The 2,833-nt window shown below is 53.7% G+C and carries 1 protein-coding gene; it reads right to left on the reverse strand.

The window, feature by feature from the left end:
• A partial coding sequence (locus VTH8203_RS23360) for a beta strand repeat-containing protein (protein WP_208617801.1) occupies positions 1 to 2,833 on the reverse strand: 2,833 nt, incomplete at both ends.

The following is a 2,833-nucleotide window of genomic DNA, read 5'->3' on the forward strand; positions in this document are numbered from 1 at the left end:
TAGGATATTCCCTAAGATGGCATTGCTGATACCGTTAACGTTACTGTCGGTCGCCGCCAACTGCACACTGGCAAAAGCATCGACGCTGTTATCAACACTGTCGATCACTGCTTGCAACGCCGCCACATCCGCGATGCTTGCCTCTGCCGCTATCGCCGCTTGGTAAGCGGTCTCGTTCGCACCATCAAAGGTTAAACCCAGGATATTCCCTAAGGTGGCATTGCTGATACCGTTAACGTCACTGTTGGTCGCCGCCAACTGCACACTGGCAAAAGCATCGACGCTGTTATCAACACTGTCGATCACTGCTTGCAACGCCGCCACATCGACAATGCTTGCCTCTGCCGCTATCGCCGCTTGGTAATCGGCCTCGTTCGCACTATTAAAAGTTAAACCCAGGATATTCCCTAAGGTGGTATTGCTGATACCGTTAACGTCATTGTCGGCCGCCGCCGTTTGAACCTCGGCAAACGCCAATAAGCTCGCGTCCACACGGTCAATCAGCACTTGCAGCGCCGACACATCGACAATGCTTGCCTCTGCCGCTACAGCCTCTTGGTAAGCGGTCTCGTTCGCACCATCAAAGGTTAAACCCAGGATATTCCCTAGGGTGGTGGTGTTGAAACCTGTAACGTCACTGTTCGTCGCCGCCAACTGCACACTGGCAAAAGCATCGACGCTGTTATCAACACTGTCGATCACTGCTTGCAACGCCGCCACATCCGCGATGCTCGCCTCTGCCGCTATCGCCGCTTGGTAATCGGTCTCGTTCGCACCATCAAAGGTTAAACCTAGGATATTCCCTAAGATGGCATTGCTAATACCGTTAACGTCACTGTTGGTCGCCGCCAACTGCACACTGGCAAAAGCATCGACGCTGTTATCAACACTGTCAATCAGCACTTGCAGCGCCGCCACATCGGCAATGCTTGCCTCTGCCGCTATCGCCGCTTGATAATCGGCCTCGTTCGCACCATCAAAGGTTAAACCCAGGATATTCCCTAAGATGGCATTGCTGATACCGTTAACGTCATTGTCGGCCGCCGCCGTTTGAACCTCGGCAAACGCCAATAAGCTCGCATCCACACGGTCAATCAGCACTTGCAACGCCGCCACATCGGCAATGCTTGCCTCTGCCGCTACAGCCTCTTGGTAAGCGGTCTCGTTCGCACCATCAAAGGTTAAACCCAGGATATTCCCTAGGGTGGTGGTGTTGAAACCTGTAACGTCACTGTTCGTCGCCGCCAACTGCACACTGGCAAAAGCATCGACGCTGTTATCAACACTGTCGATCACTGCTTGCAACGCCACCACATCCACGATGCTCGCCTCTGCCGCTATCGCCGCTTGGTAATCGGCCTCGTTCGCACCATCAAAGGTTAAACCTAGGATATTCCCTAAGGTGGTATTGCTAATACCGTTAACGTCACTGTTGGTCGCCGAAGTTTGAACCTCGGCAAACGCCAATAAGCTCGCGTCCACACGGTCAATCAGCACTTGCAGCGCCGCCACATCGGCAATGCTTGCCTCTGCCGCTACAGCCGCTTGATAATCGGCCTCGTTCGCACCATCAAAGGTTAAACCCAGGATATTCCCTAAGGTGGTATTGCTAATACCGTTAACGTCATTGTCGGCCGCCGCCGTTTGAACCTCGGCAAACGCCAATAAGCTCGCATCCACACGGTCAATCAGCACTTGCAACGCCGCCACATCCGCGATGCTTGCCTCTGCCGCTATCGCCGCTTGATAATCGGCCTCGTTCGCACCATCAAAGGTTAAACCTAGGATATTCCCTAAGGTGGTATTGCTGATACCGTTAACGTCACTCTCGGTCGCCGCCGTTTGAACCTCAGAAAACGCCAATAAGCTCGCGTCCACACGGTCAATCAGCACTTGCAACGCCGCCACATCGACAATGCTTGCCTCTGCCGCTATCGCCGCTTGATAATCGGCCTCGTTCGCACCATCAAAGGTTAAACCCAGGATATTCCCTAGGGTGGTATTGCTAATACCGTTAACGTCACTGTTGGTCGCCGCCGTTTGAACCTCAGAAAACGCCAATAAGCTCGCATCCACACGGTCAATCAGCACTTGCAGCGCCGCCACATCGACAATGCTTGCCTCTGCCGCTATCGCCGCTTGGTAATCGGCCTCGTTCGCACTATTAAAAGTTAAACCCAGGATATTCCCTAAGGTGGTATTGCTAATACCGTTAACGTCATTGTCGGCCGCCGCCGTTTGAACCTCGGCAAACGCCAATAAGCTCGCGTCCACACGGTCAATCAGCACTTGCAGCGCCGCCACATCGACAATGCTTGCCTCTGCCGCTATCGCCGCTTGGTAAGCGGTCTCGTTCGCACCATCAAAGGTTAAACCCAGGATATTCCCTAGGGTGGTATTGCTAATACCGTTAACGTCACTGTTGGTCGCCGAAGTTTGAACCTCGGCAAACGCCAATAAGCTCGCGTCCACACGGTCAATCAGCACTTGCAGCGCCGCCACATCGGCAATGCTTGCCTCTGCCGCTATCGCCGCTTGATAATCGGCCTCGTTCGCACCATCAAAAGTTAAACCAAGGATATTCCCTAAGGTGGTGTTGCTGATACCGTTAACGTCACTGTTCGTCGCCGCCAACTGCACACTGGCAAAAGCATCGACGCTGCTATCAACACTGTCGATCACTGCTTGCAACGCCGCCACATCCGCGATGCTCGCCTCTGCCGCTATCGCCGCTTGATAATCGGCCTCGTTCGCACCATCAAAGGTTAAACCTAGGATATTCCCTAAGGTGGTGTTGCTGATACCGTTAACGTCACTGTTGGTCGCCGCCAAC

This window comes from Vibrio thalassae, assembly GCF_900089835.1.
Lineage (GTDB): Bacteria > Pseudomonadota > Gammaproteobacteria > Enterobacterales > Vibrionaceae > Vibrio > Vibrio thalassae.